The following is a 26,844-nucleotide window of genomic DNA, read 5'->3' on the forward strand; positions in this document are numbered from 1 at the left end:
ATCGTTTTATTTTTTTGTTAAAATAGCTAGATATGTTTCTTCGTGCTGCACCGCAAATTGATGCTCTGAAACAAACTTTTGGGTTAAAATACAACTTTCTTTGAGTAGCACCAATGTTTTAATGTTTTCTGTTGTTTTTAATTGATTTGCGACTATTTTTGATTCAATTATTAATACATCAGCGGTATTTATTTTTTCCTCAAACCCTTCAAAACCATCATTATAATTTAGTTTATAATGTGTATTAGTCAAGTATGAATTTTTAAGGATCTTCCGAACACTTAAGTCTTCAATAAAGCTTTCAATTTTTAATGCAGGATTATTTAAAGCCATCAAGAAATCTAATTGCCCGTTTTTTGTTGAAATATGACAAACTTGTTTGCTGTCATGAAGCCGTTTCAAAATTTTATAATACTGATTTTTATACTGCTGCAAATCAGTTTTTACCCAATTATACAGCGCATCGCCTTTATACCTAAAATCGCATAACACTAAATGATGAAAGTAAGTGGCATCTTCATTTTCTTTTCTAAACTTTAAAAATTCAGCTTTAAAATGTTTGCTAATAAGTTTAGTTCTGGCTCTAGTTGTTTCTCCAAAAGACACATCGTTAGCTTTAACACGATCGAGCACTTTTAGGGTAATTTTTCCTTTCCTAATTATAAAATCACCTTTGGAATTTACTTCAGAATTCCCATGAATTAAAATAGGCAAAACATCTAAATTAAACTGTTCTGCCAAATAAAATGCGCCTTTATGAAACCTGTTAATTTTATTTGTAAACGAACGTGAGCCCTCTGGAAACACCATAATACTATAACCTTGAGCTACTTTTTCTTGTAATTGTTCCAGTCCGTTTTCAATACCATCGGACACTGGGAAATATCCAGCAAGTTTCATGGCTCGTGCATAAACTGGCGAATTATAAACCCAATCGTTTACCAAAAAAATAATTTTGGGTGAGACCATTTCAATCGTCAATGTATCTAAAAAAGAGGTGTGATTTGCAATAATGACTGCTGGTTTTTCAAACGTTTCATCAACATCATTAATGATTGTTTTGGGCACAAACGGATTAGATTTTAAAACTGAGGTTAAAAATTTAGAGACAATTTTATGAAACCTTAGTAAATAAGCGTCCTTTTTTGAAGGTCGTATTTTTATAAAAATAGTGGCTACTATTGATAATAAAACCGTTCCCAAACCGTAATACGTAAACGACATGGTACTATGCAACAACTCGAACACCGTTTTTGGTCGCGATGTTTTACTGCCTATTAATAATTTAAACAATAGAGGTTGAATGGTAAAGGCCATAACCATAGCCGATAATATTCCTATTATAGACACCACCGAAATGGTATATAGCGCCGGATGTTTTGCAAAAATAAGCACACCAACACCTAAAATAGTAGTGATAACCGATAAAACAATTGAGGTTTTATGGGTATTTAAAACGCGTTCGCCAGTGCGGTATTCATGCAGTAAACCATTGGTTACAAATATGCCATAATCGATGCCTAAACCAAAAATAAAGGAGGAAATTATAATATTAAAAATGTTGAATTTTATCCCCAAAAGTCCCATTAAACCTACAGTTGCAAACCATGTTAATGCAATAGGAAGCGCCGTAATTAAAGTTAATGATGCACTGCGAAACGAAATGAACAAAATAACAATTACAACAAGCAATGAATACCAAACCAAACGATTAAAATCTGATTTTAAATTTCCTAAAAACTGCTCGTTAATTCCTTTTCGATCTATAATAACAACGCCTTCTGTGTTTTTAAACTGAGTTGAAAAAGCTTCAATATTTGCTTCATCGAGCTTTACTAAAGATGAAACGGTATAAAAATTATCGCTTTCGCTGATGAAATCTTCAATATTTAAAACTTTTAAAACCGAATACGATGCAGGTTTAATATATTGAAACTCCTTATTAATTAAATTATAAAATTGCTGATGTGTTTCGGGCTTAAATCCTAATATTTTTCCGCTTTTAATTAAGTTGGTTTTTACTGTATCTTTTTCATTTTCACTCCAGAATTGTTGCCATTGTAGTATTTTTTCTTGCTGATGTGATTCGGATTGAACCAATGCGCCTACCGAACTAAAATCGATAATTTCACCGCTAGATTTTAATTGATTCAAAACATTAAAAACCAAATCGTTTACTTGTAAAGCCTCTTGCAACGTATTTCCATGAGCGGCCACGTAAACCGATTTTGATGCCACATTTGTAATACGCTCTAAATTGCTTTGAGCTTGCATAAGTTTAGGTGGCTCGAAGTTTAACTTGCTTAAATCTTTATTAAAACCAACCTGCTTATACGTAAATATAGAGATTAATAAAACCAAGGCAATGCCTATAAAAACAGCTTTCTTTTTATGAAAATTTATACTTGCAAACGCATCAATAAATGTATTTGAATAGGATTTTGAAGCTGACTTTTTATATAAATGCGGTATTAAAACTAAGGCAAAAACCGACGAACCTAAAGCACTAACACCTGCAAATAAACCTAAATCTTGCAGCGCTTGTGAATCTAAAAACAACAAACAGAAAAACGCCAATGAGGTGGTGACGCTACTCATTAAAACAGGTTTTGTAATGTCGTTGTATAAGGTTTTTATGTTGTTATTATCTCGAATATGAGTAAGAATATGCAAGGCATAATCGAGTGTTACGCCCAACAACACCGAACCAATACCTAATGATATAGCCGAAATTTTTTCGCGTAACACAAACAATACGGTGATGGCTAAAAGTCCGCCAAAAATAGTTGGCACAAACAAAATTATAGGCAACAATAACTTGCGATAAAACAAAATGAGAATCACCAAAAGTATGGTTAACGTAATGCTAACTGTAAATTGTATATCGTGTTTTATTTGTTTAGCGTTTTCAACAGCTACCAAGGCACCTCCAAAATAATCGACACTTACTTTGTTTTTAAAATTGCTATTTAATGTACTAGCTAAAGCATATAAATGCTTCGAAAGTTGTGCGTTTTGTGCTGTTTCACTCGACTTTAATTTTGGTGATATAAACAGTAAAATGTGTTTTTTATCTTTCGTTAGCAAATAACCATTGGAAAGGTTTAAATCATCTCCTAAGGTTAAACTTTGCAGTTTTTTTAAACCTAAAAACGATAATCCCAAAGGATCTTTTACTATGGTTTTCTTTAAAACAATCCCCGATGGCGACACTAAGGTTTTATAATTATTTTTGGTAATCGCATCAATACTATCTTTACTGAGTTTGTTTTTTATATGCTCATAATCTTCAGTATCTAAAAAAAGAGGCAAGTTGTTGTATACAAAATCGAGTGTGTTTACGGTGGCATCATCGTCAATTTTTCCTTGAATATTTTCAATATATTGGCTTGATGACGCGTTTAAACTATCAATAAACACATCAGCAAAATGGGTTAAATCGTTTACACTTCCGTTTTCCTCTAAAGCAATATTGACAATTATTTTATCGGCAAACTTCATCGATTTAAACACTTTACTTGCGTTTTCGTTTCCTTTATTTATAGGAATAAGTTTGGTAATATCTTCTTCAAATTCAATTTTAGTCGCAACAAAAATCAAACTAAAAAGCAACAGTAAAAACCCGAAAACACTTAGCGTTTTCCGATTTTGAATAGCCTTGTATATACCGAAGAAAATCTTAGCCATTTTTTACAATTACGTTTTTACGTCCTACTAAATTAAACAACAAAAAACTAAGCGCCGTAAGTACTATTGATGCCACCGTTGCCAGTACAAAACTACCAACAATATAGGTTTCCAAATGTTCTAAAATCACGAAATCTTTGGTGACCTCATCGAGTTTATAGCTAAACTCTACGCCATAAAGCCACTGCCCAATTTTTGAACTGAAATAAATGATAAATGGAATACATGGTGGTATGCTAACGTTGGAAAACGCAAAGGCAATGGTTTTGTTTAACTTAAAAAACATCGCCAGAAAAATAACCGTTACCGTATGAAATCCCCAAAGTGGCGACAAACCAATAAACACACCTAAACCTACTGAAAGCGCTTTCTTTTTTGGCGAATCTTGGCTCCCTAAAAAGTCTTCTAAAAAAAAACGTTTAATGCCTTTTTTTTTTAATCTACGAAACAAATTTCGTGGTTTTATATAAAGCAACATGATTAAAACAAGCACGGTATTAAGTACGCTAATTCTAGCAAAATCCTTTACAGGCCTAAAATGTGTAACGCGCTCGCTCAAGTCGTACAACACTTTTACTGGCATATTTTTAACCGCAACACCAGCCCAAGCTAATCGTACAATAACTTCAATTTCGAACTCAAATTTATTGGTGAAAAATTTGCGTGTTTCTATAATGTGTAACGGATATAACCTAAAACCCGATTGTGTATCATCAAGTTTAATACCTGTTTCAAACCAAAACCAAAAGTTAGAAAATTTATTACCAAAGCTACTTTTTTTAGGCACTCCTTCTTGACTCATATTTCTGGAACCAATTAGCAACAAATTTTTGTCGGGATGTGATTCGAGAGCTTTAACAAAATTAGGAATATCTTCAGGAAAATGTTGTCCATCAGAATCGATGGTTATAGCGAATTCGTAACCTTTTTTAATGGCTAATTTAAAACCTTCGCGTAGTGCTTTTCCTTTACCTTTATTCTTATCGAAGGTTATAACCTCAACCCTATCGGTGTAATTTTTAAGAATGTTTGATGTATCGTCGGTAGAACCATCATTTACAACAATAACGTGGTTTGAATAGTTTAAAACGCCATCAATAACCCGTGCTAATGTTTTTTGATTATTATAGGTTGGAATGATAACGCAAATGCTAAAATGGGTTGGTTCTTTTTTCATTTGCTTTTATTTTACTGAAAATGCTTTAAAAAACTCAGTTTGCTACTTGTGCTTTTTCTTCATCAGTAAAAACTTTCGATTGCAAGATATAATCTTCTATATAATTTTTCAAATGACTATCGGAAATACTTTTTAAACCACTTAAAAGTTTGGTTTTATCTTCAGGAATATTCTTTTTGTATCCTAAAATTTTAGGCGCATTTTCTTGAATTGTTAGCCGTATTAATCGGGCTTCCAAGTTATTTGGATGCTTTTCAATAGCATGTTCTACCCACGAAACGCCTTCAATAAACCCTTCTTTTTTATCTTTAATTTTCTCGGCACTTTTAGCTTTTAAGGCAATAACCGCGCCTTTATAAGCAACCAACGCTGGCTTGTCATTTTTTGTTACAGCAATTAAGATTTTATCGAGTTGCTCTGTTTTTTCAGTATTTTCAGCCGATTGTCTATACGTTTCTCTTACCGATTTTAAATCGATTTTTTGAGGTAAAATCATCAAAAACAGAACACAAGACATTAATAGTTTCATAATTACACCACCTTTAAATTCATGCTTAATTTAAGCGCCACTGTATCGTTAAACTTGGTTACGTTTTTTACTCTATAAACACCATCAAGTTCGGTAATATTTAAGGTAAATTCTAAATCGGGCGTAACTTCAGGATTAATAATTTCCATGAATTTCACGTTGCTCGACGAAGCCATAAAAAGCAATTTCCCCACCACTTGGCTCGTTATATCTTTTACTATTTGCATAATGCAAACACCAGGTGTTACAGGATTGCCAGGAAAATGCCCTTTAAAAACCTCGTGGTCCTTATTAATAGTTACCAAAGCAATAGTTTGCTCGTTTTCGGTTTGTAAACTGTTTATTTTATAAAAATCTTGTAATAACATTAGCGGAACTTAAATTTATAAATTAACCCCAACTGAAACACTTTGTTTAATTGGTTCTCATCATCATAATAGTAGGTCTCGTCTTCGTGATTGTAATTATCGTAATCGTTAAACAAGTCCAAATCTATTAAACCTTGTTTTATACGTGCTTCAACCGTTAAACCAAACGGAAATTCGTAACCAATACCACCTAAAATACAAATATCTATCGGTGTTATATCATATTCCACATCATCATTTAAAATATTTACCCAATTATAATCAACGTTTACATCTATACTCGGTCCAACAATTAAGTGCAATCCAGTACCTTTTGCTATAAAAAACTTGTTAGCCAAAGCCACCGTTACATAATTTAAATCGATATCTTCTCGACTAGAGTATAACGACTTACCGCCTTGGCTGCTGTAACCAATTTCGGGTTGTAAGGCATAAAACTCGGTAAATTTAATTTCACCAAAAAGTCCCGCATAAAAACTTGTTTTCGTATCTACTGATTCTAAATTAGTCACTTCAGCAAAATTTGCTCCAAAACGAAGACCCGATTTAAAAGTTACCTGTGCAAAACTTGTTGTAACTGCTAACAAAAACAGTAAACTAAAAAGATTCTTTTTCATGATTTATTGATTTAAGGCCTTAAGATTGATGTGTAATTTTATTGATTGATGCACAATCTCAATTTTTTGTGCAAAACTATTCTTTATTTCGCTAAATAAAAATATTGTTTTTGGCTTTTGATGCTTAACGCTTTCAATTTTAGATAAATTTGAATTTGAAAAATAATAGTACAAATCACTTTTATCTTTTTCAGATTTTAAAATATTGAAATTATCTATTTTGAAAGATGCCCTTACCGGAAGATTCGATTTTATTAAAGTTGAAAAATCTTGTTTTAAGATATTTATGAGCATTTTTTTATTTAAGTCTTCTAAAATGAAGTTTACTTTGAAGCTATCATCTATAAAAGAAAAATCGAAAATTTTATTACCAAATTCGGTTGTAAAGGCTACACGATGATTGTTTTCGGCAAGCTTTTTCACAATTAATAAGCCGCCAAAATTATTCCCGTAAACCGTAATATTTGCTTTGTACACATAATCGGTTGATGCCGAATCAAAATAAACATTCTCAATCGTATTTATTGAAACTGGTTCGCTTTGCAACCCGTATTTTTTGCTATACGAACCGCAAGACACCAAAACAAGACACAGACTAATTATTAAAAATCGCATCGTTAATTGTGGAGTTTAAAACGCGGTTTGTAAATTCAATTTTGGTATAATCACCAGATGGCTCAGTCATTTTAATACTATCTACATCGCCTTTATCATCAAAACTAATTTGGAAGCTTTTTATAAAATCACTCAATTTTTCATCCTTGGGTTCAAAATTAACCACGCTACCCGCATCTACTTTAAAATAAGAAATATCAAACTGCTCATCGTCAAACATATCGCCTTTTACACTGTTTACGATTAAATTATTAAGCTCGGTAAACATTTTACTCGAACCTACATCAACCTCACTTTTATTGCCTTCGTTATTTATAAAAAGTGTTTCATTTTTAAAAATTATACTGTACTGAAAAGGTTTTACATAAGCCCATTTTACAAAACCAGGCGATTTATAATGTAATTTTCCTTGCGTTACAATATCGTTCGATAAAAAATCTAAATGCTTGTATTGTGTAAAATCGCTAACAATAGTCTTTTTTTGCGACGCTCTCGTTTTTACCAAAGCCTTTAAAGTTTCGGCTTCGGTGTTTGTCATTTTTTGTTGTGCACTTGCCCAAGTAGCGACCAACAAAAAGGCCATTAAAATTTTATTCATAAGGTTTTAAATCGCATAAAGCATCAATAGTTACCGATGCTAAATTTTTCTGCTGTAAAAATAACAATAATTGTTCCAAAACGATTAGTGTTTTCTCGCTAGTGTCGTGTAACAGAATAATATCACCTGCTTTTATGTGTTTTGTAATGCGATTTAAAACAGTTCCTGAATTTCGCGATGTTGTATCGAGCGACCGCACATTCCATCCAACAGATGTTAACCCTAAAACCTTAACTGCTTTACTAATATTTGGGTTTGTAACTCCAAAAGCGGGCCTGTAAAGATTCATTTTCAAGCCCGTAAAATTCTCAATAATAGTGTTTGTTTTCTTTAATTCTGAAATAACTTTTTGGGTTGAAAAAAATCCGAAGTTGTTTGAATGTGAATACGTATGATTACCAACGGTGTGCCCATCGCCTATAATTTGTTTTAGAATGTCTGGATGATTTTCGGCATGCTTACCAATACAAAAAAAAGTAGCTTTAGCATTAAACCGATTTAAAAGTGCTAAAACTTGAGGTGTAAATTGCGAGTTTGGGCCATCATCAAAAGTAATTGCAACCGCCTTTTTTGAGGTTTTAGCATTTGAAAGCACCGATTTTAAATGATAATTCCAACCAATTAAACCTGAGCCTAAACCTGTAATTACAAACCAAATTACAACTACCAAAACCATGAAAATCCAACTGCTATTACAAATAATTAAACCAAGTAAAGCAATACAACTAACAATGCTTATGGTTTTAAAATTTAGCATGATTTTAATAAAGTAAAACTATGATTTTGCCCGCGATACTGGTTGTAAAGTAATACATTTTTTATTTCTGAAGGCATGTCTCCTTTTAAAACCACAGCTTCTGGAATGGTTTGTAATTTTAAAACGCGAGCAGCAAGCCAAAACCCAAAAGAGGATGCGGTATGGAACTCACCAGACAAATGTTTGTAAAATAATTGCGACGTATCTTTTAAGCTATTTTCGGCTAAAACATCGTAAAACCCATCGAATTCTACATCGCCATTACAGCCTAAAACAACAGCACTTAAATCTTGAATGCTGAGATTTTGTTCTTCTAGAAAAGCATTAAGTTCTGTATTTAATTCATCGGCTTCCAAAGTGTTAATTAGTTTCACATCGACAACCTCAGCGTAGCTAGTTTGAGATTTTTCATTTGAAACCACAAAGAAATTAGCGCCTTCGCTAAATACAGCACCTTTTGTTTTATTTTGCAGTAATTTTGAAGCCTCAACAGCTTCAGATTTTATATGATTTACCGCTTTATGAATTTCTATAGTATGTGGCGCCAATTCATCTACTCCACCTATTAAAATAGATTGACTTTCATCGGTTTGTATTTGCAACATCGCATCTAACAATGCCGACTCGAACGACACCGAGGCATGCACGTAGGTAAAATTATAACCTTTGCAGCCCATATCTAAGGCTATTTGACCGCCAACCGTGTTGTGTGTAGATTGTATAAATGGTGTTGGCGTTAAATATTGCTCGTCGTTATCGATAATGGCACTTAAAAACTTCTCGGAATCGCGTACACAGCCCATACCTGTTCCTGTAATAATGGCATCAACATTTTCTAAATTTGCTTCTTGTAACGCAGTTCGTGATGCGGCAATTCCCATTTTAATACCTTTAGCCATACGTCGTGCGGCAGCAGGTGGAATAAAGGCTTTGTAATTAACATCGATAACTGGAATTACACGGTCTGTGTAATATTCAACATCGCTTAAAAACGCCGTATTATCAAATGTATTTTGCGCCGAAATACTTCCTAAACCATTTACGTAAACTTTCCCCATAATTATTGCTTTTTAGAAAATATTACGGTTGAACAATTTCCGCCAAAACCTAAAGAATTTGATAAAACTGTATTAACCGCCTCTTTTTTTAACTCCAATTCAGGAACTAAATTAAAAGCCGTCATTGGTGTTTTATAGTTTAAATTAGGATACACAACATCATGCTGTAATGCTAAAACCGAAAATACAGCTTCAATACCACCAGCAGCTGCCAAAGTGTGTCCTGTAAACGGTTTTGTAGAACTAAACGGCGGCATATCATCACCAAAAACTCTTAAAAACGCTTTACCTTCCGATAAATCATTATTCCCTGTGGCAGTACCGTGTGCATTTACATAATCGATAGCTTCCGGTTTTAAATTGGCCACTTTTAAAGCTTGTTGCATTGCTAAAGTAGCACCATCGCCATTTTCTGAAGACGCCGTTTGATGAAAAGCATCATTTGCATTACCGTAACCTTTTACATAGGCCAAAACGGTTTTATTTTCAGCCTTCACAACCGCATCAGATTCTAACACTAAAAATGCAGCAGCTTCACCTAAATTTAAACCCTTTCGGTTTTCGTCGAACGGTGTGTTATAGGTGTCCGATAAAATCATTAAACTTTTAAATCCGTTAATGGTGAATTTCGATAAACAATCGGCTCCACCAACAATAACACGATCTAATTTCCCTGATTTTATAAGACGCGCCCCCAACATAATGGCATTTGCCGCCGAAGAACAAGCGGTGCTAATAGTTGTAACTAAACTATTTTTTAAACCTAATTGTTCGGCTATTTTTTGGGTCGAATCGCCTGCATGATGCGCTTCAATGTATTTTTGAACTGTTTTATCTTCTAAATACTCGTAATAGTATTTCTCGGTCATATCCATACCTCCAACACTGGTTGCTGATATTAAACCTGTTTTGTATTCATTTATATCAGAAATACGAGCGCTTTCAACTGCTTCTTTTGCAGCTACTGCGCCTAATAAAGCGGTTCGAGAATAATTATTAGTTTCGGGTAATTGCAACAGGCCTTCCAATTGGCTATTGGTATAAGCAATTTCACCAACCATAATATCGTTTTTATGATTGGTGTTAATTTTAACCACACGACCAATGCCTGTTTTACTAGCAAAAAGGGCTTCGCGATTTTCATCTACATTGTTTCCAATAGCAGATATTATACCCATACCTGTAATTGCAACGCCTTTACCCATGTGTATAATTATTTTGTGCGGTGTTCTGCAATGTAAGCAGACATGGTGTTAATCGATTCAAAAATAGCACGACCTTGTTTTGGGTCGGTTAATTTTATGCCATAAGTTTTATCGAGCATCACAATAAGCTCTAACGCATCAATAGAATCTAAACCTAATCCGTCTCCAAAAAGCATATCGTCATCGCCAATTTCGGCAGGTGTTATATCTTCTAAATTTAGTTGTTCTACAAGGCTTTCTTTCAATTCTTGTTTTAAAGCGTCCATAATTCGTTGTATAATGTATTTATTTGTTGTTCTGTATGTTGTAGGTCTCCGTTGGGTGTTACAAGATATAAAAAGGCTTCGTAATCTTCATCATCTACATTTACCCAACCGCATAAAATTTTATCGGCTTTATTATCGACAATTAAACTTTGTGCGTAATTATAAAAATAATTGGTTTTAAAATTCTCGAATACAAAGAAACTATTTTCTGAGTACAATTTATATTTAATACTAATTTCGCCCAACATTATATTTGGTAAAGTGTACACAAATACCGCTGGACTTGGGTAATAACTCGTTTTATCTTGTATGCTATCTTGGTGTTTCCTATCGGTATCTAAACTCGAGGCTTTGTTTCCCATAACCAAAGCTATATTCTCTTGGTTTTCTTCGGAAATATTTTCGTACTGAAACAAAACGTCTGCTGCTAAAAAGGCTAACTGACTTAATTTATCCATTTTAAAAAACTTGGAATAATTAACATTTAGCGCTTTATAAGCTTGTTTTAAGAACGTTGATTCTTCAGGTTTAACTGAAAATAGAACCTTTCCGTTAAGACTGATTTTATTTTGCTTAACATGACAATAAGACGATATTTTAAACTGATTTTCCATTATTAATCTATCTATCTTATTTTACTTTTTTAAAGATTACTGCTGTGTTACATCCACCAAAACCTGAAGCTGTTTTTAAAAATGTATTAAGTGGTTTTTCGGTTGTTTCTTCAATAATGTTTATCGGCTGTGTTACACCCATTTCGGCAAAACCTAAGGTTTTTATCAGCTTATTTTGTTTTAAAGCCTGCATACCAATAATGGTTTCAAGCAACCCTGAAGCCCCAAGTGTATGCCCAAAATACCCTTTTAAACTGTTAACTGGCGTATGTTCTAATCCTAATCTATTTAGGGCAATGGCTTCCATTTCGTCGTTATACATCGTTGCTGTACCGTGCGCCGAAATATAATCGATGTCTTCTGAAGTTAAATTTGCTTGATTTAAAGCCGATTTTATACTTCGATACAAGCCTTCACCTGTTCGCGATGGTCCCGAAATATGATTAGCATCATTACAAGAAGCTTCACCTAAAATTTCAACAGCATCATCACTTAGGTTTGCTTCATTTTTAGTGACTAATGCACTTACTGCTACTTCGCCTATGTTAATACCAATGCGGTTTTTATCGTATGGTTTGCAAATCTCTGAGCTTAAGGCTTGAAATGAATTAAAACCCGACAAAATAAACTCGGTAACCAAATCGCCTGCCACAATAAACACCTGATCGAACATGTTACTTTTTATGTAACGTTTAGCAACCGCAACTGCTAAAACTCCCGAAACACAAGCGTTTGAGAGCACGATAGGTTCTGTTTTAAAACCAAAATAATTAGTTACATTTTTTGCTAAAACGTCAAGATATGCGCATTCTTTTGGAAAATCATTTGCATCATCTAAAGCATCAATATTGCCTTTTGTCGTTGAAATAATTAAACCAACACGATCGGTTAGCGCAATGTTAGATTGACTAAAAGTATCTTGAAGCGATGCTATAAACATCTGCTCCAATTTTGTATATTTTTTTTCAGAGGTATTGTTGAAGGCTGCTGATAATACTTCATCATCAATTAAAGAAGACATAAAAGGTTCTGGCATTATCGAAGCATCTGCAATTTGCTTGAGTCCAGATTTGCCCTGAATCACCTCTTTTGCAACCGAAACACTATCGAACCCTAAAGAGGATATAATGTTGTTATATGATACATACACTTTACTCATCTAACAGACCTACTTTTTTCTTCCAAGCTGTAAAAAAATCTGGTGGTGTTAACCATAGTTCACCTTGACCAATATTATCTACAAAAACCTGAACGGTTTCTCCTGTGCAAACCAACTCGTTGTCTTGGTTATAAATTTCGTAGCGAAAAATCATTTTTGCTGCCGAACTATCTACAAAAATGGTTTTAACCGTCGCTACATCGCCATATTTAAGAGGGCGCTTATGTTTAGTTTTCGATTCTATAATGGGAGTTGCAAAGCCGTATTCCTTTTGATCTAAATACGAAATACCATGGTGTCTTCCAAAGTTTTCTCTACCATCCTCGAAATATTGAATGTAATTTCCGTGCCATACAATACCTAACGGATCGGTTTCTACAAACCGAACACGTACTTTACTAGTATGTTCTATTTCTTTTGGTTTAGACCGCATGTTTCTTTTCGTTATAAAATATAGACAGTATGGTTGTGGCTGCAAAAAACAGTAATAGTAATAGCAATTCGGGTAAAATATCGGATAAACTACCGTTGCGTAAAAACACGTCGTAATACGCGTTTAAGCCCCAATTCATTGGTGAAATATTCGATAATACCTGCATAAACTTTGGCATAATAAACACTGGCACCCAAACCCCGCCAATGGCGGCCAAAATAACTACAAAAGTAGCTCCAAATGGTGCCGATTGCTCTTGCGTTTTGGCAATAGTACCAATTAAAACACCCAAACCTATAGCTGCTAAACCAGCAAAAATACTAACTACAAACAACAATGGCAACCTACCTGAAACATCAAGTGTTGGTAAGCCTATTTTTGGAAATACAAATACGCCAACCGCCAACATTAAAGCAAATTGAATAAGGCAAACAGCTAAATAAACAACTGTTTTACCGCCTAAAACCGTAGCATAACTTACAGGGTTGGTGCGCAACCTAACAAAAGTACCTTGACTTTTTTCTTTTACAATATTTATTGAAAGCGGCACGATAATAAAGAAAATGGCAAATAACGACCACGCTGGTACGTTATGTTGTGCCGAATTGGGCATGTACTCTTCTTGATTATCCTTTTTAGGTAAAATTTCTTTGAAGGTTACAAAGTTATCGGTTTTAAAAACGACATCGTCTGGATTATCACTTAATTGCTTTTGAAAACTGGTGTAAATGGTTTTCATTTCAATTTTCGATATCATTTTATCGATGCCATTTTTAACTGAATTTTTAAACGACACTTGCGTTGCTGGATCGAAATATAAACGCACTTCTTTACTAGTAACTTCAGGTTGCTCTAATGCTTTTTCTTCTGAATCTATTCCAAAATTTTGGAGTAAATTATCAACGTTATTATTTACTTTTTGATGTAAATCGACTGTTAAATGCTCTGGAATAATAACGGCCAATTGGTAATCGCCACCAAACACTAATTCTTTAGCTTCAGTTTCTGTATCTTTTGTAACGATTTCGAAAGCTTCAGAGGATTTTAAACCTTCTAACATGGTTTTTGCAACCTCGCCTTTATCATTATCGACCACCAAAATAGGAATTTGAGTATTTTCGATGGTTTTAAACGTGCTATCTTGAATTAAGGTGATGGTTATAATTAACACCAATGGCATTACAAACAAAATAACTACACTACCAAAATCGCGCTTAAGCAGCAAAAACTCCTTATATGTTGAAGCAAATAACTTATGCATAATCGCGCAGCTCTTTACCGGTTAAACTGATGAACACATCTTCTAAATTATGTAAATCTTCGGCTTTATTAATTAAATCCTTTGGCTTGCCTTCTACAATTATTTGTCCGTGATCAATAATGGCAACCTTAGTACAAAATTGTTCGGCTTCGTTAAGATGATGCGAGGTATAAATTATAGTTGTTCCGTTAGCGTTTAACTCCTTTAAAAAAGAAATAATTACATTTTTTGATTGCACATCAACACCAACAGTAGGTTCGTCTAAAATTAAAACTTTAGGATTATGCAAAATACTAGCCAATAAATTAACACGACGTTTCATACCTCCAGAAAAGGTGCTAATTTTTTTATTAGCAAACTTCTCTAAACCTAAAATTTCTAAATGACTTAATATTTTTTCGTTTAACGCTTTCCCTTTTAAACCATACATGCTCCCAAAATATTTTAGATTCTCGAAAGCTGTTAAGGTTGGGTACAACGCATATTCTTGAGGTACAATACCAATTAGTTTTTTTATTTCGGTTTTATGTTGTTTGTAGTTTAAATCATTAATGGTGAAACTCCCCGAAGTTGGTTTCACTAAAGCACAAAGCATAGAAATTAAAGTCGTTTTTCCTGCACCATTTGGCCCAAGAAGTCCAAAAATTTCCTGATCGTTTATAGACAGACTCAAATTAGACACCGAGTAATTTTCGGCACCTAAGTACTTCTTAGAAATCTTATCTATAACTATCATTATTTATTTAATAGCTTTTTTAAGGGCTTTAAAGAAAACTTCTTCTTTATCGGCTAACTCTAATAACATTTCTGAAACCTTATCGTACGATCCTGTGGTTGCTTTACGATTTTTATACAAACGCGAGGCTTCTAAGGCAAAATCGCGCCATAAATCGCCAATTTCGGTCATTTCTTTAGAAAGTTCTCTTAATTTTTCATTATTTAAAATACCGCTAGACTCTTGTAAAAACGCTGCAAAAATATAACGAAAACCACCACCACCGGTTCCAATTTCTTCTTGCATTCGTACAATTTGCCCTAAATAATGATTAGCTACTTTTATACCTTTCTTCTTTGGCCACTTTTTAATAAGTTTTGCCACTCGCCTAATACCTTTAACACCTACAATTGGAATAGGTGCCAACATATCGCGACACGTTTGGTTTATACCTTTTATAATAGCTTCTTTATACGGAATATCACTTTCTTTTGGGAAAGAAATAGGATAATAAATTTGTCCGTTTGGTGCAAATGGTCCTTTGGCAAAACGTGCCTTTTCCATTTGTTTTTCATCTAAAGTTGCAACCGTTTCAATAACGGGATCGCTAACTAAATAATTGTTATCTTCTTTACCGTAAACCACAATATTGTGGGCATTAAAATGAAAACGGTAATGATCTGGTAAGTATAACAAATGATAAATACCAACTTGTAAACCAACCGGATTATTGTTTTTTAAATTTTCGTCTAAACGCTGTTTCGCTTTGGTTACACTTTTAAACTTTTCGCGTTTAAAAGTAACCCCGATACGTTTTGCAAAACGCTTAAAAATAAGCCCAGGCATAACACGATAGGTTACTGCTGGACCGTGATTTACCTTTAAAAACGGAATGTAACAGTATATAAGCCCAGAACCTATACCAAAAATCATAGGTTCGCTAATGTTTAAGCCATTATGCTTCATTAAATTTGAAACCACACCATTTTCGCAATGTGCAGACTGGTGATGTTTAAAATCAATCTTCATTTAAATCTCCTTGTTTTAGTTGCTCCAAACTTATGTTAAAAGCATCGGCGTATTTTTGTAATAATTTATCGGATAATTTTTTAAAGCGCTTCGGGTTAAAATGACGCTTTACGCGAAATGGCCAAATACCAACATAACCTGCTAGAATAGTAACGTCCATTCTATTTAATTCCATATAATACTCAATAGGACTTGTTTGATTATTTATGACGCGTTGTTTCGCTTCTTCGGCACGTTCTTTAATATCTTCAATGGCATTATTTAGAGCAATTGTTTTGGGCGTCCAACCACTACTTTTTGTGGTGATGTAGTTACCGTTTTCGTCGGTAGCGTAGCATAATTCTTTTTGGTTAATAGAATCTAAACTACTTTTATCTTGAGGCACTTCGTTTGCTTTCATACCTTTAATTAATTTCGCGAATAATTAAATTGAGATTGCAAGATACTAATTCTTTATGGTCTTGAATGATTGTACATTCAATATTACACAGGCTGTAATCGTCTGCATCGAACCTAGAAATTAAATTAGCGTTAGAGGAAATGGTAGTATTTACTTTTGGTAAATGTTGAATTGTTACTTTTTTTATAGCACTAATAAAACCAATAAGTTTAACAGTACTTTTGTTGTCGTAAAACGATTTGCCAACAATACAAGAACAGGTTTGCGCCGCATATTCTATTAAACCTGCTTCGGCAAAATACCCATTATCGTTGAAGATTGATGTTTCATTAATAAAAAACTGCGTACATACCCGTTCATCATCAATAGAAATGACTTTATCAACCATTAAAAATGGCGGCCGATGTGGTAATAATTCGCTAATGTTTATTTCCGAAAGGTTCATTACGAAGCTAATACGGTTTTCATTTCACCAGAAGCAATTTCCTCATTTTCAGCATTAAAAACCGAAATTTCCACCATGGTAACCCCCATAATTTCGTGTAACACATTTACTTTTGTCGTAATGGTTTCGTTAACTTTAGGAAGCTGTGTAATATTTGTTTTTTTTATAGAACCAATATAACCTGTTGGCGCATCTTCACCTTTTACAAAATAATTGTAACCGGTATGTAAAGCAATGGTTTGCGCCATATTTTCTACCAAACCAGGTTCGGTAAATTTATTATTTTCAACAAAAATATTATTGGTTGGAATGGTGAATGCTGATACGACTTCGGTTTCAGAGAAACTTATAAGTGAATCAACCATTACAAATGGCGCTTTTTGCGGAATTAACTTAGTAACATCTTTAATAGGAAATTGTGCACTCATCCTTTAACAAACCGTTAGTAAGGCAATAGAATACGAAAATCTGGCACTTTCTGGTACCGATAGCAGTATTTTTTGACCTTTTTTAAGTTTCCCAGAAGCCACCAATTCTTCAATCATTAAATAAATTGAAGCAGCACCCACGTTACCAACGCGGTCTAAATTCATAAACCATTTATCCCATGGAATTTCAATACCTGCCGCTTTCATACCATCATATAAACCTTCTTTAAAGTAATAGGATGAAATATGCGGTAAGTAATAATCGATATCATCAACCGATATATTATGTTTAGCAAACGAGCGTTTTAAACTATCTACACCTTTTTCAAGAATATTGGCACCTAATAGTTTAACATCTTGCTGAACGGCAAATAATGTTTTTTTACTCCATTGGTCGGCAGCATATTCGCGCCACGGTTTTAAAAGTCCGTCGTCCTGTTTTTCACCTCCCGAATACATACAAGCTTCAAGCTCGTCGGCATACGAGAAGCCTTCCATCCATTCAATTTTTAATGGTTGTTCGCCTTTTGGCTCACTTTCTAGTAACAAAGCTCCTGCACCATCAGAAAGCATCCATCGTAAAAAATCTTTATTAAATGCAATAATTGGGTTTTCTTCTAAGGTTTCCAAATGCTTTACTTCATCTTCAAAAATATCAGAACGAAACCAGGTTGAACTTCTTTCAGACCCTGTTACAACGGCATTATTCGATTGTTCGCATTTTACTGAAAGATATCCGTATTTTAGGGCATTCATGCCCGAACAACATGCGCCAGACGGTGAATTTACCTCAACATTTCCATTTTTTAAAAAACCGTGTACCATTGAAGCGTGCGATGGCAAAATATGGTCTGGACTCGATGTACCACAAGACAATACTTCAATATCGGTGGTTTTAAAATTACTATCGCAAAGGCCTTTTATAGCTTCGGTGGTAAGTTGGGCATTATTATGAGTGATATTACCAGCCTCATCAATGGCATAATATCTGGTTTTTATTTGGTTATTTCGTAAAACAATGCGTCTTCCTTTAGAATGTTTACCATTAATTAAACCTAATTTAGCTTCCATTTCGTCGTTAGAAACTGGTTTATTTGGTAAAAACTTAGAAATACGAGTTATATAAACTTCTTTCATAAATTATTTAATCTGCTCTAATAATGCAACCGAAGCATAATACTCCTTTTGCCTTTTTATTTTTTGGATATTTAGTAAATAAGTTAGCAAAAATAACACAAAAACTACTGGGGAAATAATCCAAATGGCAATTAACAAATAAACATTAAACATTTTAAGTAATATTTTACGTTTTTTGGTATTGGCTTCACTTGATTTTGAGATAAAAGTAGACCATTTAGAAAAAATGATATTGGCTTTTCTATCTACAGTTATTAAAAAGGGTTTTATTTTTACTGCCTCGTGCTTTAATAAGTTTTCTTGAAGGGAATCGAATTTATTTTGAATGAGGTGTGATTTTATAATAGGGCCAAATTTGGTAGCATTATCGATATCGGTTTGACTGACACCTGGTTTCGGAAAAATTCCTAAATAGCGCTTTTTCTTTCCAGAAAACATCCAACGAACTATGGTAATTACGCTAATATGGTTTACGTGCCTATCAACTAAAGCTATGTTTCCTACCAAATTGGCTTGCAAATTTTTTAGGTGCTTTTTCACCTTTTCCTGCGCCATAATCCACATGTTTCTAGAACCGCTTACCGTTACTACGTTTGCGTTTTTAAATAGTGTTTTTGCGTAATCGGATTTTAAAAACGACGATACTGGCAACGATGGTGTTAAATACCACACTTGATAACCTAAAATAACTAAATCGTATTTTTTGTTTAAAATATCCTGAGGCACAGGTTTAACAGGCTGTTTTTTTTGCAAAAAAGTATCGGGAAAAACCCCAAAAAAATCTTCTTTTTTCCAAGGAAACGGAAAGTTTTTTTCGAGTTGCATTTCATGAAAGTTAAGTTCTACATCATCTCCTTGTGCCAAACTAGAAACAATATTATTTACTATTTCGGTAAGTTGACCAGATTGAGAATAATGCAATACGAGAACTTGCTTCATGCCTATTTAAAAATTATCGGTAAAAATAACCATTTAAAACTTTAAAACTAATTTTTATTTTTCAATCTAATTATTAGCACATTAAACATTAATAATTAACGCAGTTTCTCCCAAAAGTCGAAATAATTAAACCATTGTAATGGGTATTTTTTAAGCATCCAAGTAAGGCTTTCGGTATAATCGTTTAAAAGAGATTCTACATCGCGATGCTTTGCTTGCGATTGTCTGGCATATAAATGATAATGCAAATTTTTCTCTTTCATTACATAAACAAACAAAACAGGCACGCGTAAGCGTGAGGCCAACATAAAAGGTCCTGCCGGAAATTTTGCCTTTTCGCCAAGAAAATCTTTTTCTAAAAATTTGGTATTTTGGGTGTAACGATCGCCAGTTATACAAACAATTTCGTTTCTAGCCAATGCCGCATTTATTTCGAATATGTGCGACAAATCATCTTTTAAAATTATAAGATTGATGTTAGATTTAGTAGTTACACGTTCTAAATACTCTTTTATAGCCGTGTGTTCTTGATTTGTGGTAAGTAAACTAATAGAAGCCGATTCATCTAAATCTCCAAAAAAGTGTTCGGCAATTTCAAAATTACCTAGGTGAGCACTTATTAAAATACCGCCTTTTTTATTTTTTAAAGCTTGGTTTATTAAATGAATTCCATCGAACTCGTAAGTGAATTTTTTACGCAAGCCTGATGAAATAGCTACTTTATCAATAATAGTTTGCCCAAAAACAAAGTAACTATTGTATACATTTTTAAAGCTTTTAAATTTTGAAAATCCTTGCCGCTTATGTAAATAGTAAAAAATAGCCTTAAAGCTATCCTTTGCAAATAAAACGAAATAAAAGGAAACAAAATAAAGCACAAAATAAGCTGCCTTAACACCTAGTTTTTTAATACAGAATACAAAAATTTTGTATCCTAAAACGGTTCCTCTGGATTTACCTTTCCATTCGGCAGCCATAATGTTATTTATAAAGCGTTAGTTAAGTTTACGCTCAATTAAATCGTAAAAATCTTGAAGTACTTTAACGTTAACAAAGTCTTCGCCTACCAATTTCACACCAAAATTAGCTTCAACCGACACGACTAGATCTACAAAATCTAAACTATCTAAATCTAGAGTTTCTTTTAAATCGGCATCCGGCGAAATATCGTCGCTTTCAACTTCAAATTCATCTATAAGGAAGTTGTCTATTTTTTCAATAATAACCTCTTTTGTCATCACGCCACTATATTTTTTTTATTATTAATGCTGAATTGGTTCCTCCGAAACCAAAAGAATTGGACAAAAATACATTAATTTTTTTATCTATGGTTTTACTCACCAAATTTAATTTTTTAGCATCTTCGTCGGGCGTTTCCAAATTAATATTAGGTGCTACAAAACCATGCTGCATCATTAACATAGAGTAAATTATCTCGCTTGCTCCAGCCATCCAACACTCGTGCCCCGTCATCGATTTTGTTGAACTTACCGCTGGACCATTATCGCCAAAAACATCGTAAATAGCCTTGGCTTCGTTAGCATCACCAACAGGCGTTGATGTAGCATGTGCATTAACATAATCGATATCGCTAGCTTGGATTCCTGCCTGCTTTAAAGCCATTTTCATGGCCGAACTTGGCCCAACAACATTTGGTGTAGAAATATGCTCGCCGTTTGATGAAAAACCATAACCAATAACTTCTCCTAAAATTGGAGCGCCACGTTTTACAGCAGACTCGTATGATTCTAAAATTACAGTTGCAGCACCACCACTTGGCACTAAGCCATCGCGATTAGCATCAAAAGGTCGTGAAGCTTTAGCTGGATTTTCTGTATTTACCGAAAACACTCCTAAACCGTCGAAACTGGACATAACGTACGGATTAATTTCTTGGGCTCCTCCACAAATAACACAATCTTGTAAACCACTTTTAATTAATTGATACGCCATACCTATGGCATGCGAACCACTAGCACAAGCGGCACTAATTGTAAAATTAATTCCAGTTAATTTAAAAATGGTAGACAAATTCATGGTTACTGAAGAGTTCATACCTTTAAAAATAGCTCCAGAACCAACTAAAGTGGTATCTTTTTTTTCACGAACTTTATCAACCGATTCTATTACAGATTTGGTTGTACTATCGTTTCCGTAAAGGATACCAACTTGATTTGCATCAATAAAATCTTGATCTATTTTAGCATTTTTAAACGCTTCAACGGTCGCCATATAGGCGTATTCGCCTTCTTCACCAATACTAATGCGTTGTTTACGCGACAAAACACCTTTTAAATTAGGCTTGCTAACCATTCCTGTTAAAGGCGAACGGTAACCAAATCCAATGCGTGCTTCATCTATAACAATTCCTGATTTACCTTGATAAAGCGATTCTTTTACTTCGTTTAAGTTCTCACCAATACACGAGTAAATCCCCATTCCTGTAATTACAACTCTGCTCATTTTAAAAAATTACGAGTAAATTCCGCCATTAATATTAATAACCTCGCCTGTAATATAAGATGCTTTTTTAGAAATTAAAAACGAAACGGCATGAGCGACTTCTTCTGGCTCGCCAAAACGATTTATTGGAATTAAGTTTTTAAGCTCTTTTTCGTCGAGTTCGGCAGTCATATCGGACTTTATAAAACCAGGCGCCACAGCATTAACCGTAATTTTACGTTTTGCAACCTCTTGCGATAAGGCTTTTGTTGCACCTATTAATGCCGCCTTAGCTGCCGAATAATTAGTTTGCCCTGGTGTACCTTTTACCCCAGAAACGGAAGCTATATTTACAATACGCCCGTAACGGTTACGCAGTAATTTTTGAATAAAAAAGTTGGTTACGTTATAAAACCCGCTTAATGAGGTGTTTATAACATTATTCCAATCTTCGGCAGGCATCCACATAAACAACCCGTCTTTGGTTATACCAGCGTTATTTACAATAACTTCGACTACCGCGTCTGGGTTATTTTCTTGCCATGTTGATAAAACCGATTGTACTTGTTGCGCATCGGCTACATTAAATTGTAAAATTTCACCAGTATTTCCTTCGGCTTCTACAAATTGCAACGTTTCTTTTGCTGCTGCTTCGTTGTTGTTATAATTTATAAGAATATGATACTCTGAATCTTTTGCTAACTGAACACACACAGCTTTTCCTATACCTCTAGATCCTCCAGTTATTAGGGCACACTTCATTAAAAAATATATTATTAGTTGGTTAGATTTTTATTTTTTATTCGAAAAGTTCTAAGTTTTGGTACCACGTATTATTTAATACCTCGCCTTTAGTATTTAAAAAGGCCCACTCCTTTTTGTATTTTACACGCACTAAACCATCGATGAAGCCTTTTTCGGTTTTTACGCCAAAAAACATACCAAAATTACCTGCGGTAATTCCGTATTTTTCTTCTATCACCAATTTACCATCGGTGTTAATAAAGCCCCATTCTTTTTTTGTTTTTACTGGTGCTAAGCCATCTTCACTAAACACCTCAGCATCTTTATATTGCGCTTTAATTACCTCTTCGCCCTTTAGGTTAATATAGCCCCAAAGTTTATTTTCGTAATATGGCGCTAAGCCTTTTGTAAAACCTCTAACTCTTTCGTATTTTGGCTCGATTACCCATTCGCCATTGGCATTAATAAAACCAACTTTTTCACCTTTTTTGGCATAAGTTATATCGCCATTAAGCGTGAAATCCCAAATTTTTATAGCACCCTCAACATGAGTAAAAGTTTTGTCTTTTATTAAACCCCAAACACCTCCTTTTTTAGCTACAATTATACCATTGTAAAGATTTCCAATTTCTTCGTATTCAATTTTTATATACTCGTTTCCGGTTTTATCGATTAACCCCCATTTTTCATTTTTTTGAACTCTAGAATACCCATTATAAAAATCGAATGCCTTGGTATAATCTTTAGGAATAACTGTTTCTCCCTTCTTATTAATAAACCCAACGTTATCAACCGTTCGAACTACAGCTAAATCTTCAGAGAAATCGTAAACTTTATCGGTTACAACATCGCTTAAAATTTTGTTTCCAGTTTCATCTATATAATACCAAGAAAGGCCATCGTTTACAATTGCAATACCGCATTGAAACGCCTTTGTTTTTTTTAAAGTTGGTTTAATTACCCACTCGCCGCTTCGGTTTATATAACCCCAAAGTTTATCGTTAGCCATGGCTTGTGCATAATCGCCAGAAAAACTTTTAGCGTTTAGAAATTGAGGCTTAATTACCCAATCGCCAGATTTATTAATATACCCAAATTTTCCGTCTACTCTTGCTAAAGCTAGTTCTTGAGCAAAACATAAACTTAAACTAAAAAAAGCAACTACAAAAAACAGTTTTTTCATAACTAGAAACAATTAGATTTATTTAATTTTCATTAAATATTGTTTCACCTTATTTACGTAAGGATACATCACAATATCTTCTGTAAATATAGGAACTATTTCTCGTATATCGTCGTAAACTTTTTTGGTTTTTGAAGAAACTTTATCTTTAACTTCTAGATATTCAATAGCTTGAACAATGGTGATAAGTTCGATAGCTAAAACCTCGAACGCATTCTCTATAACCTTCTTTGTTATTAAAGCCGCATTGGTTCCCATACTAACAATATCTTGATTATCGTTGTTATTAGGAATACTATGCACATACATTGGATTTGAAAGCGTTTGATTTTCGGCCGTAGTTGAAGTCGCTGTAAATTGCACCCCTTGCATCCCAAAATTTAGGCCTAATTTACCTAAATTAACAAATGGCGGTAACATATCATTTAATCTTGCATTTAATAGGTAATTTAACTGTCTTTCGCTCAACATACTCAATTTAGTAACAGCAATTTTAAGCTTATCCATTTCGAGCGACACGTAATCGCCGTGGAAATTTCCGCCGTGATATACATGCTTACGTTTTACATCGACAATAGGATTATCGTTTGCCGAATTAACCTCATCAACTAGGATCTCTTCAACACTATTTAAAGTATCTAAAACAGGCCCTAATATTTGCGGCACGCAGCGTAACGAATAATACTCTTGTACTTTTTCTTTAAAAACCGAAACGTTTTCGTTTTTTGAGTACAAATAATGCTCGCGTTTACGCGTTAATTGACTATCGGATAAATGTTCGCGCATAAGTTCGGCAATATCTTGTTGCCCTTTATGACGCTTGGTTTCGTTTAGCTCTAAACTTAAATGATCGTCGTATGCTTTCACAATTTCGTTTATTGCAGACGAACAAACGATCATGTTATTCATTAATTCACGCGTATAAATAACATTTACAAGCCCAATACCTGTCATTGCCGAAGTACCATTCATTAATGCTAAACCCTCACGTAGCTCTACCGAAATTGGTTTAAGGTTTTCGGCCTTAAAAACATCGGCAGTATTGGTACGTTCTCCTTTATAAAACACTTCGCCTTCACCTATTAAAACCAAAGCCAAATGCGCTAATTGCACTAAATCGCCACTAGCACCAACGCTACCATGCTCAAAAATTACAGGCGTAATATCTCTATTTATTAACTCTTGCATTAATATAATAGCCGATTTATGTATACCTGAATTCCCTTTAGATAATGTGCTTAATCTCGCTAACATAATAGCTCGCACATACATAGGTGGCAAAGGTTGCCCAACACCAGACGCATGGCTTCTAATAAGATTGTATTGTAGCTTTATGCGTTGAGAGTCTTCAATTTTATATTGTGCCATAGGCCCAAAACCAGTATTTACACCGTAAATAACCTTATCTTGAGAAAAATTTACCAAAAATTTAAAACTCTCTTCTACCTTTTGTATTGTAGCATCATCTACTACAAAAGGTTCATCTTTAAAAATAATTTTAAAGAAATCGTCTATTTCTAGACTTCCTTTATAGGTTAGCATATTTATTTTATAAATTTATTGAGTAAAATCGTTAATTTCTTGCGCGAAAATAGTTAAGTTCGTCGTAAATATAAAATAATAAGTAATTATTCCAACATCTATGGATATTCAAAATGAATGTGTTGACGTATTAATTATTGGGGCTGGCCCATCCGGGATTGTAGCCGCAGCCTACCTTAATAATCAAGGCCATAACGTAAAAGTTATTGAAAAATCGAAGTTCCCACGATTTGTTATTGGCGAAAGTTTACTACCACGTTGTATGGATCATTTTGAAGAAGTAGGACTACTTGACTGCTTAAAAGCTGAACATTTTGAAGTAAAATCTGGCGCCCGTTTTTTAAGTAAAGATGTGGTTTGTAATTTCGATTTTAGCCAAAAACACACCCCTGGATGGGATTGGACCTGGCAAGTACCACGTGCCGATTTTGATAATGCCCTTGCTACCGAATTAATAAACAAAGGGGTCGATATTATTTTTGAACACGAAGTTACTAACGTTATTTTTAACCCAGACGGAAGCTCAGTTACGTCTGTAAAAAACAATATTGGCGATAATTTTAAAATTGATGCTAAATTTATAATTGATTCTTCTGGATACGGACGTGTTTTACCAAGATTACTTGGTTTAGACAAACCATCGTCTATCCCTACGCACTCCTCAATTTTCACTCATGTTAAAGATGTAAAACGCCCTGAAGGAAAGGAAGGTACATTAATTACTTTTGATGTTATTGATAAAGACACTTGGTTTTGGGTTATTCCATTTTCTAACGGCATAACAAGTATTGGTTTTGTGGGAGAAAATAGCTTATTCGACTCTTATGAAGGCAACACAACCGAGGTTTTAAATAAGATGTTAAAATTATCGAACTACTACCATGATAGATTTTGCGATTTAAACTACGAATTTGTACCTGTACACATAAAAAACTACTCGAAAGCAGTAACCAAGCTCTGCGGCAAAGGCTTTGCTTTAACTGGTAATAGTGCCGAATTTTTAGACCCTGTATTTTCTTCGGGTGTAACATTTGCTACCGAATCGGGTTTAAAAGCAGCCAAACTAATTTCGAAAGAATTACAAGGCGTAACTGTAAATTGGGACACCGACTATGCTGGCTACATTGCCGAAGGCGTAAATGTATTTGCCTCGTACGTAAAAGAATGGTATACCGGCAACTTACAGACTCTATTTTTTCATCGTCCAGAAAACTTAGAAGTAAAAAAACAAATTTGTGCGGTTCTTGCGGGTTATGTTTGGGATAAAACTAATCCGTTTGTAAAAAAACACAACCGCATTATCGCAAGTATGGCGCATGTAATTAGCATGCAAAAAGAAAAAACGACCAAATAAGGTGATTATATCTTTTTAGAATATACCCAATTGCCCTCTTCACAAAAAACCAACATGCCTTCAGAAAATAAACCCTATGGTATTATTTTTGAGATTGAACACACAGGTCTCACAATTATTTAAGTGTAAAAACTACACTTAA

29 protein-coding genes are annotated in these 26,844 nt (G+C 34.0%); 1 reads left to right on the forward strand and 28 read right to left on the reverse strand.

Annotation, left to right across the window (positions count from 1 at the left end):
* Nucleotides 1–6 precede the first annotated feature (6 nt).
* The 28 genes from PK35_RS11780 to flxA all read right to left on the reverse strand — a co-directional run bounded on the left by PK35_RS11780 (nucleotide 7) and on the right by flxA (nucleotide 25,348).
* Nucleotides 7–3,687 carry an MMPL family transporter gene (locus PK35_RS11780; RefSeq protein ID WP_044626755.1) on the reverse strand — a complete coding sequence of 1,227 codons (3,681 nt, stop codon included), beginning with the start codon at nucleotides 3,685–3,687 and terminating at the stop codon, nucleotides 7–9.
* Nucleotides 3,680–4,864 (reverse strand): DUF2062 domain-containing protein, encoded by a 1,185-nt coding sequence (locus tag PK35_RS11785; RefSeq protein WP_044626756.1) that lies wholly within the window; start codon nucleotides 4,862–4,864, stop codon nucleotides 3,680–3,682. Before PK35_RS11785 ends, PK35_RS11780 begins: the two co-directional genes overlap by 8 nt.
* A 34-nt stretch (nucleotides 4,865–4,898) precedes the next feature.
* Nucleotides 4,899–5,393: a hypothetical protein gene (locus PK35_RS11790; RefSeq protein WP_044626757.1), complete on the reverse strand. Its 495-nt coding sequence runs from the start codon at nucleotides 5,391–5,393 to the stop codon at nucleotides 4,899–4,901.
* Between the two features lie 2 nt (nucleotides 5,394–5,395).
* Complete coding sequence (locus tag PK35_RS11795) at nucleotides 5,396–5,761, reverse strand: ApeI family dehydratase (RefSeq protein ID WP_044626758.1); 366 nt, start codon at nucleotides 5,759–5,761, stop codon at nucleotides 5,396–5,398.
* Complete coding sequence (locus PK35_RS11800; protein ID WP_044626759.1) at nucleotides 5,761–6,378, reverse strand: porin family protein; 618 nt, start codon at nucleotides 6,376–6,378, stop codon at nucleotides 5,761–5,763. The genes PK35_RS11795 and PK35_RS11800 overlap by 1 nt, the downstream gene beginning before the upstream one ends.
* A 3-nt stretch (nucleotides 6,379–6,381) precedes the next feature.
* The gene (lolB2, locus tag PK35_RS11805) at nucleotides 6,382–6,993 is read right to left on the reverse strand and encodes a flexirubin biosynthesis protein LolB2 (RefSeq protein WP_044626760.1); all 612 of its coding nucleotides are present in this window, start codon (nucleotides 6,991–6,993) and stop codon (nucleotides 6,382–6,384) included.
* Nucleotides 6,974–7,591, reverse strand: a complete 618-nt coding sequence (gene lolA2 / locus PK35_RS11810) for a flexirubin biosynthesis/transport protein LolA2 (protein ID WP_044626761.1) — start codon at nucleotides 7,589–7,591, stop codon at nucleotides 6,974–6,976. The genes lolB2 and lolA2 overlap by 20 nt, the downstream gene beginning before the upstream one ends.
* Nucleotides 7,584–8,348: a polysaccharide deacetylase family protein gene (locus PK35_RS11815; RefSeq protein WP_044626762.1), complete on the reverse strand. Its 765-nt coding sequence runs from the start codon at nucleotides 8,346–8,348 to the stop codon at nucleotides 7,584–7,586. Before PK35_RS11815 ends, lolA2 begins: the two co-directional genes overlap by 8 nt.
* A complete protein-coding gene (locus PK35_RS11820) occupies nucleotides 8,342–9,406 on the reverse strand; it encodes a beta-ketoacyl synthase N-terminal-like domain-containing protein (protein ID WP_044626763.1) in 1,065 nt (354 codons plus the stop codon). The genes PK35_RS11815 and PK35_RS11820 overlap by 7 nt, the downstream gene beginning before the upstream one ends.
* 2 nt (nucleotides 9,407–9,408) lie before the next feature.
* Nucleotides 9,409–10,611, reverse strand: a complete 1,203-nt coding sequence (locus PK35_RS11825; RefSeq protein ID WP_044626764.1) for a beta-ketoacyl-[acyl-carrier-protein] synthase family protein — start codon at nucleotides 10,609–10,611, stop codon at nucleotides 9,409–9,411.
* Between the two features lie 8 nt (nucleotides 10,612–10,619).
* A complete protein-coding gene (locus tag PK35_RS11830; RefSeq protein WP_044626765.1) occupies nucleotides 10,620–10,877 on the reverse strand; it encodes a phosphopantetheine-binding protein in 258 nt (85 codons plus the stop codon).
* Nucleotides 10,865–11,491 (reverse strand): 3-oxoacyl-ACP synthase, encoded by a 627-nt coding sequence (locus PK35_RS11835; RefSeq protein WP_117624672.1) that lies wholly within the window; start codon nucleotides 11,489–11,491, stop codon nucleotides 10,865–10,867. The genes PK35_RS11830 and PK35_RS11835 overlap by 13 nt, the downstream gene beginning before the upstream one ends.
* A gap of 16 nt (nucleotides 11,492–11,507) precedes the next feature.
* Complete coding sequence (locus PK35_RS11840) at nucleotides 11,508–12,650, reverse strand: beta-ketoacyl synthase N-terminal-like domain-containing protein (RefSeq protein ID WP_044626767.1); 1,143 nt, start codon at nucleotides 12,648–12,650, stop codon at nucleotides 11,508–11,510.
* Nucleotides 12,643–13,083, reverse strand: a complete 441-nt coding sequence (locus PK35_RS11845; RefSeq protein WP_117624673.1) for an acyl-CoA thioesterase — start codon at nucleotides 13,081–13,083, stop codon at nucleotides 12,643–12,645. The genes PK35_RS11840 and PK35_RS11845 overlap by 8 nt, the downstream gene beginning before the upstream one ends.
* Nucleotides 13,073–14,344: an ABC transporter permease gene (locus PK35_RS11850; RefSeq protein WP_044626768.1), complete on the reverse strand. Its 1,272-nt coding sequence runs from the start codon at nucleotides 14,342–14,344 to the stop codon at nucleotides 13,073–13,075. The genes PK35_RS11845 and PK35_RS11850 overlap by 11 nt, the downstream gene beginning before the upstream one ends.
* Nucleotides 14,337–15,080: an ABC transporter ATP-binding protein gene (locus PK35_RS17680; RefSeq protein ID WP_044626769.1), complete on the reverse strand. Its 744-nt coding sequence runs from the start codon at nucleotides 15,078–15,080 to the stop codon at nucleotides 14,337–14,339. Before PK35_RS17680 ends, PK35_RS11850 begins: the two co-directional genes overlap by 8 nt.
* 3 nt (nucleotides 15,081–15,083) lie before the next feature.
* Nucleotides 15,084–16,088 carry a BtrH-related acyltransferase DarH gene (gene darH / locus PK35_RS17685; protein WP_044626770.1) on the reverse strand — a complete coding sequence of 335 codons (1,005 nt, stop codon included), beginning with the start codon at nucleotides 16,086–16,088 and terminating at the stop codon, nucleotides 15,084–15,086.
* The gene (gene DarG, locus PK35_RS11865; RefSeq protein ID WP_044626771.1) at nucleotides 16,078–16,488 is read right to left on the reverse strand and encodes a flexirubin biosynthesis protein DarG; all 411 of its coding nucleotides are present in this window, start codon (nucleotides 16,486–16,488) and stop codon (nucleotides 16,078–16,080) included. The genes darH and DarG overlap by 11 nt, the downstream gene beginning before the upstream one ends.
* Before the next feature lie 4 nt (nucleotides 16,489–16,492).
* Entirely contained in the window at nucleotides 16,493–16,933 is a 441-nt protein-coding gene (locus tag PK35_RS11870) for a hotdog family protein (protein WP_044626772.1), read from the reverse strand.
* Nucleotides 16,933–17,361 (reverse strand): hotdog family protein, encoded by a 429-nt coding sequence (locus PK35_RS11875; protein ID WP_044626773.1) that lies wholly within the window; start codon nucleotides 17,359–17,361, stop codon nucleotides 16,933–16,935. Before PK35_RS11875 ends, PK35_RS11870 begins: the two co-directional genes overlap by 1 nt.
* A gap of 3 nt (nucleotides 17,362–17,364) precedes the next feature.
* The gene (gene darB / locus PK35_RS11880; protein ID WP_044626774.1) at nucleotides 17,365–18,498 is read right to left on the reverse strand and encodes a dialkylresorcinol biosynthesis protein DarB; all 1,134 of its coding nucleotides are present in this window, start codon (nucleotides 18,496–18,498) and stop codon (nucleotides 17,365–17,367) included.
* Nucleotides 18,499–18,501: 3 nt separating this feature from the next.
* On the reverse strand, nucleotides 18,502–19,437 hold the full coding sequence (locus PK35_RS11885; protein ID WP_044626775.1) for a hypothetical protein: 936 nt from the start codon (nucleotides 19,435–19,437) through the stop codon (nucleotides 18,502–18,504).
* A 95-nt stretch (nucleotides 19,438–19,532) separates the two neighbouring features.
* Nucleotides 19,533–20,414, reverse strand: a complete 882-nt coding sequence (locus tag PK35_RS11890; RefSeq protein ID WP_044626776.1) for an LpxL/LpxP family acyltransferase — start codon at nucleotides 20,412–20,414, stop codon at nucleotides 19,533–19,535.
* 18 nt (nucleotides 20,415–20,432) lie between these two features.
* Nucleotides 20,433–20,675 carry a phosphopantetheine-binding protein gene (locus tag PK35_RS11895; protein WP_044626777.1) on the reverse strand — a complete coding sequence of 81 codons (243 nt, stop codon included), beginning with the start codon at nucleotides 20,673–20,675 and terminating at the stop codon, nucleotides 20,433–20,435.
* A 7-nt stretch (nucleotides 20,676–20,682) separates the two neighbouring features.
* Entirely contained in the window at nucleotides 20,683–21,900 is a 1,218-nt protein-coding gene (locus PK35_RS11900; RefSeq protein ID WP_044626778.1) for a beta-ketoacyl-[acyl-carrier-protein] synthase family protein, read from the reverse strand.
* 9 nt (nucleotides 21,901–21,909) lie between these two features.
* The gene (gene flxB / locus PK35_RS11905) at nucleotides 21,910–22,641 is read right to left on the reverse strand and encodes a flexirubin biosynthesis SDR family reductase FlxB (protein ID WP_044626779.1); all 732 of its coding nucleotides are present in this window, start codon (nucleotides 22,639–22,641) and stop codon (nucleotides 21,910–21,912) included.
* Between the two features lie 37 nt (nucleotides 22,642–22,678).
* Nucleotides 22,679–23,806, reverse strand: a complete 1,128-nt coding sequence (locus PK35_RS11910; RefSeq protein ID WP_044626780.1) for a WG repeat-containing protein — start codon at nucleotides 23,804–23,806, stop codon at nucleotides 22,679–22,681.
* 18 nt (nucleotides 23,807–23,824) lie between these two features.
* Nucleotides 23,825–25,348: a flexirubin biosynthesis tyrosine ammonia-lyase FlxA gene (gene flxA, locus PK35_RS11915; RefSeq protein WP_044626781.1), complete on the reverse strand. Its 1,524-nt coding sequence runs from the start codon at nucleotides 25,346–25,348 to the stop codon at nucleotides 23,825–23,827.
* 106 nt (nucleotides 25,349–25,454) lie between these two features.
* Here flxA and PK35_RS11920 point away from each other — a divergent pair, with 106 nt between their 5' ends.
* Nucleotides 25,455–26,702, forward strand: a complete 1,248-nt coding sequence (locus PK35_RS11920; RefSeq protein ID WP_044626859.1) for an NAD(P)/FAD-dependent oxidoreductase — start codon at nucleotides 25,455–25,457, stop codon at nucleotides 26,700–26,702.
* Nucleotides 26,703–26,844 lie beyond the last annotated feature (142 nt).

The organism is Neotamlana nanhaiensis, assembly GCF_000943555.1.
Taxonomy (GTDB): domain Bacteria; phylum Bacteroidota; class Bacteroidia; order Flavobacteriales; family Flavobacteriaceae; genus Neotamlana; species Neotamlana nanhaiensis.

Bases quoted from the DNA above. Each gene is read 5' to 3' on its own strand.
- PK35_RS11875 (WP_044626773.1), bottom strand. From the start codon at position 17,361: ATGAGTGCACAATTTCCTATTAAAGATGTTACTAAGTTAATTCCGCAA.
- PK35_RS17680 (WP_044626769.1), bottom strand. From the start codon at position 15,080: ATGATAGTTATAGATAAGATTTCTAAGAAGTACTTAGGTGCCGAAAAT.
- PK35_RS11840 (WP_044626767.1), bottom strand. From the start codon at position 12,650: ATGAGTAAAGTGTATGTATCATATAACAACATTATATCCTCTTTAGGG.
- PK35_RS11780 (WP_044626755.1), bottom strand. From the start codon at position 3,687: ATGGCTAAGATTTTCTTCGGTATATACAAGGCTATTCAAAATCGGAAA.
- PK35_RS11835 (WP_117624672.1), bottom strand. From the start codon at position 11,491: ATGGAAAATCAGTTTAAAATATCGTCTTATTGTCATGTTAAGCAAAAT.
- PK35_RS11785 (WP_044626756.1), bottom strand. From the start codon at position 4,864: ATGAAAAAAGAACCAACCCATTTTAGCATTTGCGTTATCATTCCAACC.
- PK35_RS11820 (WP_044626763.1), bottom strand. From the start codon at position 9,406: ATGGGGAAAGTTTACGTAAATGGTTTAGGAAGTATTTCGGCGCAAAAT.
- flxB (WP_044626779.1), bottom strand. From the start codon at position 22,641: ATGAAGTGTGCCCTAATAACTGGAGGATCTAGAGGTATAGGAAAAGCT.
- lolB2 (WP_044626760.1), bottom strand. From the start codon at position 6,993: ATGCGATTTTTAATAATTAGTCTGTGTCTTGTTTTGGTGTCTTGCGGT.
- lolA2 (WP_044626761.1), bottom strand. From the start codon at position 7,591: ATGAATAAAATTTTAATGGCCTTTTTGTTGGTCGCTACTTGGGCAAGT.
- PK35_RS11900 (WP_044626778.1), bottom strand. From the start codon at position 21,900: ATGAGCAGAGTTGTAATTACAGGAATGGGGATTTACTCGTGTATTGGT.
- PK35_RS11910 (WP_044626780.1), bottom strand. From the start codon at position 23,806: ATGAAAAAACTGTTTTTTGTAGTTGCTTTTTTTAGTTTAAGTTTATGT.
- PK35_RS11800 (WP_044626759.1), bottom strand. From the start codon at position 6,378: ATGAAAAAGAATCTTTTTAGTTTACTGTTTTTGTTAGCAGTTACAACA.
- PK35_RS11825 (WP_044626764.1), bottom strand. From the start codon at position 10,611: ATGGGTAAAGGCGTTGCAATTACAGGTATGGGTATAATATCTGCTATT.
- flxA (WP_044626781.1), bottom strand. From the start codon at position 25,348: ATGCTAACCTATAAAGGAAGTCTAGAAATAGACGATTTCTTTAAAATT.
- PK35_RS11885 (WP_044626775.1), bottom strand. From the start codon at position 19,437: ATGAAGCAAGTTCTCGTATTGCATTATTCTCAATCTGGTCAACTTACC.
- DarG (WP_044626771.1), bottom strand. From the start codon at position 16,488: ATGAAAGCAAACGAAGTGCCTCAAGATAAAAGTAGTTTAGATTCTATT.
- PK35_RS11790 (WP_044626757.1), bottom strand. From the start codon at position 5,393: ATGAAACTATTAATGTCTTGTGTTCTGTTTTTGATGATTTTACCTCAA.
- PK35_RS11890 (WP_044626776.1), bottom strand. From the start codon at position 20,414: ATGGCTGCCGAATGGAAAGGTAAATCCAGAGGAACCGTTTTAGGATAC.
- darH (WP_044626770.1), bottom strand. From the start codon at position 16,088: ATGAAGATTGATTTTAAACATCACCAGTCTGCACATTGCGAAAATGGT.
- PK35_RS11870 (WP_044626772.1), bottom strand. From the start codon at position 16,933: ATGAACCTTTCGGAAATAAACATTAGCGAATTATTACCACATCGGCCG.
- darB (WP_044626774.1), bottom strand. From the start codon at position 18,498: ATGAAAGAAGTTTATATAACTCGTATTTCTAAGTTTTTACCAAATAAA.
- PK35_RS11850 (WP_044626768.1), bottom strand. From the start codon at position 14,344: ATGCATAAGTTATTTGCTTCAACATATAAGGAGTTTTTGCTGCTTAAG.
- PK35_RS11845 (WP_117624673.1), bottom strand. From the start codon at position 13,083: ATGCGGTCTAAACCAAAAGAAATAGAACATACTAGTAAAGTACGTGTT.
- PK35_RS11830 (WP_044626765.1), bottom strand. From the start codon at position 10,877: ATGGACGCTTTAAAACAAGAATTGAAAGAAAGCCTTGTAGAACAACTA.
- PK35_RS11895 (WP_044626777.1), bottom strand. From the start codon at position 20,675: ATGACAAAAGAGGTTATTATTGAAAAAATAGACAACTTCCTTATAGAT.
- PK35_RS11815 (WP_044626762.1), bottom strand. From the start codon at position 8,348: ATGCTAAATTTTAAAACCATAAGCATTGTTAGTTGTATTGCTTTACTT.
- PK35_RS11795 (WP_044626758.1), bottom strand. From the start codon at position 5,761: ATGTTATTACAAGATTTTTATAAAATAAACAGTTTACAAACCGAAAAC.